Origin of the sequence: Hydrogenophaga sp., assembly GCF_051007235.1 — a bacterium.
Lineage (GTDB): Bacteria > Pseudomonadota > Gammaproteobacteria > Burkholderiales > Burkholderiaceae_C > Hydrogenophaga.
This window is the reverse complement of sequence record NZ_JBPCSJ010000310.1, coordinates 1-2,601: the sequence shown is the minus strand read 5'-3', so window position 1 is coordinate 2,601 and position 2,601 is coordinate 1. Positions and strand designations below refer to the sequence as shown.

The following is a 2,601-nucleotide window of genomic DNA, read 5'->3' as shown; positions in this document are numbered from 1 at the left end:
AGGCGCAGCACGCCGGCCTGGCGCAGGCCGTGGGTGCCGTCTTCCAGCACGTCCAGCGCCAGCATGTCGGGCACCTCGGGCGTGCGGGCGTCGCTGCCGGTGCTCATGTCCCAGCGCAGCGGCAGGGGCGCACGGGTGCTGATGGCGGCCTCGTCCAGGGCGTCGCTGCCCTCGGGCAGGTCCAGCGCCGGCACCAGGCCCACGTTGAGCGCGCGCGAGCCGCCGGGCACGTCGGCACCCAGGGTCTGCAGGGCCTGCTGGCGCTGCGCGGCACTGGGCGCCAGCAGCGCGATCCACAGCGCGCCGTCCACCGTGGTCTGCAGGATGTCCACTCCCAGGCTCAGGTCCTGCCCGGGCGCAAACACCGGCGTGGTGACGTAGCCGGTGGGCGTGCCTTCGACGCCCTGGTAGACGGCTTGCAGGTCGGGCAGCAGCGCATGGAATTCGGCCTGCTCGCCGGCCGTGAGCTTGCGCCGCACATAGGCGCTGCCGGTCAGCGGGTAGGCGGTGCAGTAGCCCAGGGTGGCAAACGGCAGGGGTTTGTCGATGGCGGCACCGGGCGGCACCGGCAGGGCCACGACCTGCTTGTCGGCCTTGACCTGCAGCGCCACCAGCCCGCGCGCCGCGGCGGCCGGCTTGAGCGGCATGCCCAGCAGGCGCAGGTAGGCCAGGCGCTGGCGTTCGGGGATGAGGTTGGCGCGGTAGAGGATGGTGTCGCCCAGCCAGGCGAACAGGTCGATCAGCGTGCGGCCCGGGTCGCCGGGGCGCGGGTGCGTCCATTCCGGCGTGTGGGCCGGGATGCGCGCCAGCAGTTCGGCGACCAGGTCGTCGTAGCTGCGGTCGTCAAGGGCGGGGGGCTTAATGGGCACTGCGTGCCTCCATCACCAGCGTCAGGCCCACGCGGGCGGGGGCACCGGTGCGCAGCAGGCGGTAGGCGATCTCCACCCGCACGCCATCCGCCACCCCGGTGGCGGCGTCGCTCACCGGGTCCACCGCGATGCCGTCCACCACGATGCGGTCCTCCCAGCGCTGGAGCGCGTCGCCCACCAGTTCCTTGATACGGCTGCGGGTGGCCACCGTGTTGGGTTCGGTCAGCAGGTTTTCCAGCCCGGCGCCAAAGCCGGGGTGCATGAGCTGTTCGCCCGGGCGGGTGGATAGCAGCACCTGGATCTGTTCGCGCACGCTCTGCGCCAGGCCCGGGTAGTGCAGCTGGCCGTTGGCGTCGGGCACCGGCAGCAGCGGCCAGCCCAGGGGTTCGGTGGTGTTGAGGTCGGGGGCCATGCGCTACTCCTTGGCCTTGGGGATGGGGATGCAGATCTTCAGGAACGGCAGCCACCAGAAGATCAGGTTGAACAGCTGCAAAAAGATGTTCAGCACGATGAAGGCGCACAGCGTGATGATGGGCAGCGAGAAGCTGCAGATCCACCCCAGCCCCAGGCCGTTGCCGCTGTCGCCCTTGCCGTCGCGCAGGTCCTTGGGGTCGGTGCGCAGCAGAGCAGCCAGCTTGGGCGGCAGCGAAAAAGCCACGGTGGGCCGCACGCGGGCGAGCTGGGCGCGGTCCATCAGGTCGGGCAGGGCGATCACCGGCACCGGTGCGCCCGACGACTCGAACCAGGGCGCGATGCTGAATGGCTCGCTGTAGTCGGACCACACCAGTTGACCCGGGCAGCCGGGGTGTTCGGGCTTGAGCCGCACGAAGGCGCGCACCACGTAGCGCGCCTCCACGCCTGAGCCGTCGGCCTCGAAACGGCCACGCGCGGGCAGCACCTGCGCAAAGCGCTGCTGCAGGCACAGCAGCGTGGCGTCGAAAATGGCCTGCGCCGCGTCGGCGCTGACCGCGCCCCAGCGGTCGGGCATGGAGAGGCTGGCGCCGGGCAGCGCGTCCAGCATCACGGCCTTGGCGCGCAGCAGGAAGTCATACGCGCTGCTGCGGTCGGTGCGCACGACTTGGCCCTGGCTGTTACGCACATCGGTTTCCACTTGCAGCTGGCGCAGCGCGGCCTGCAGCGCGGCCGGGCCGGAGCCCGTGCCAAAGGCGTTGAACTGATTGCCCAGTTGCAGCAGCAGGGCGCCCAGCTGCCGGTCCAGCGCCAGGTATTCGGCGTGGCTGAGCGCGCTGGCGCGTTCCTGCGCAGCCGCAGTCCATTGTTCGGTGGTGAAGCTGCGGCGGGCCGGCACGGGCAGGCTGCGGGCACCGCCCTGGCGCAGGTAGACCACCAGGTCGTCGGCCAGTTGCTGGCGTTCCTGGGCGGTGCTGCCGAACACGGGCGGCGTGGCGGCGCGTTCGGTCAGCTCGCCAGACGCCAGGCGCAGCGTGCCGAACAGCAGGGTGCGCGCGACGCCGTCGGCCACTGCTGGCGGGGCCTTGAACAGGGGTTGCACGTCTTCGTTGACCGCCACCCGGGCGCCGGCCAGGCGGGCGCTCCCCGCGGTGCGCACCGCGCGCTGGCTGGGGGCCAGGGCGTTGAGCGCCGGGTGGCCCAGGTCCACCGCCAGGCCGCGGCGGTCCTGCACCGGGTCCAGGCTTTCGTCCACCGCTTCCCAGCCGAACACCTGGGTGCCCGCCTTCAGCCAGGCCTGCTTTTGCTGACCCACCACGCG

Annotated in this window: 2 protein-coding genes and 1 pseudogene; all 3 read right to left on the bottom strand. The window is 71.9% G+C overall.

Annotated features, from left to right (window positions below; genetic code table 11):
• Positions 1-869: pseudogene (locus tag ACR2JA_RS10905) on the bottom strand (putative baseplate assembly protein); the annotation flags it as partial.
• A complete protein-coding gene (locus tag ACR2JA_RS10900) occupies positions 859-1,281 on the bottom strand; it encodes a GPW/gp25 family protein (RefSeq protein ID WP_434009107.1) in 423 nt (140 codons plus the stop codon). The pseudogene ACR2JA_RS10905 and the gene ACR2JA_RS10900, both read right to left, overlap by 11 nt.
• A 3-nt stretch (positions 1,282-1,284) precedes the next feature.
• A partial coding sequence (locus ACR2JA_RS10895; RefSeq protein ID WP_434009106.1) for a hypothetical protein occupies positions 1,285-2,601 on the bottom strand: 1,317 nt, incomplete at its 5' end.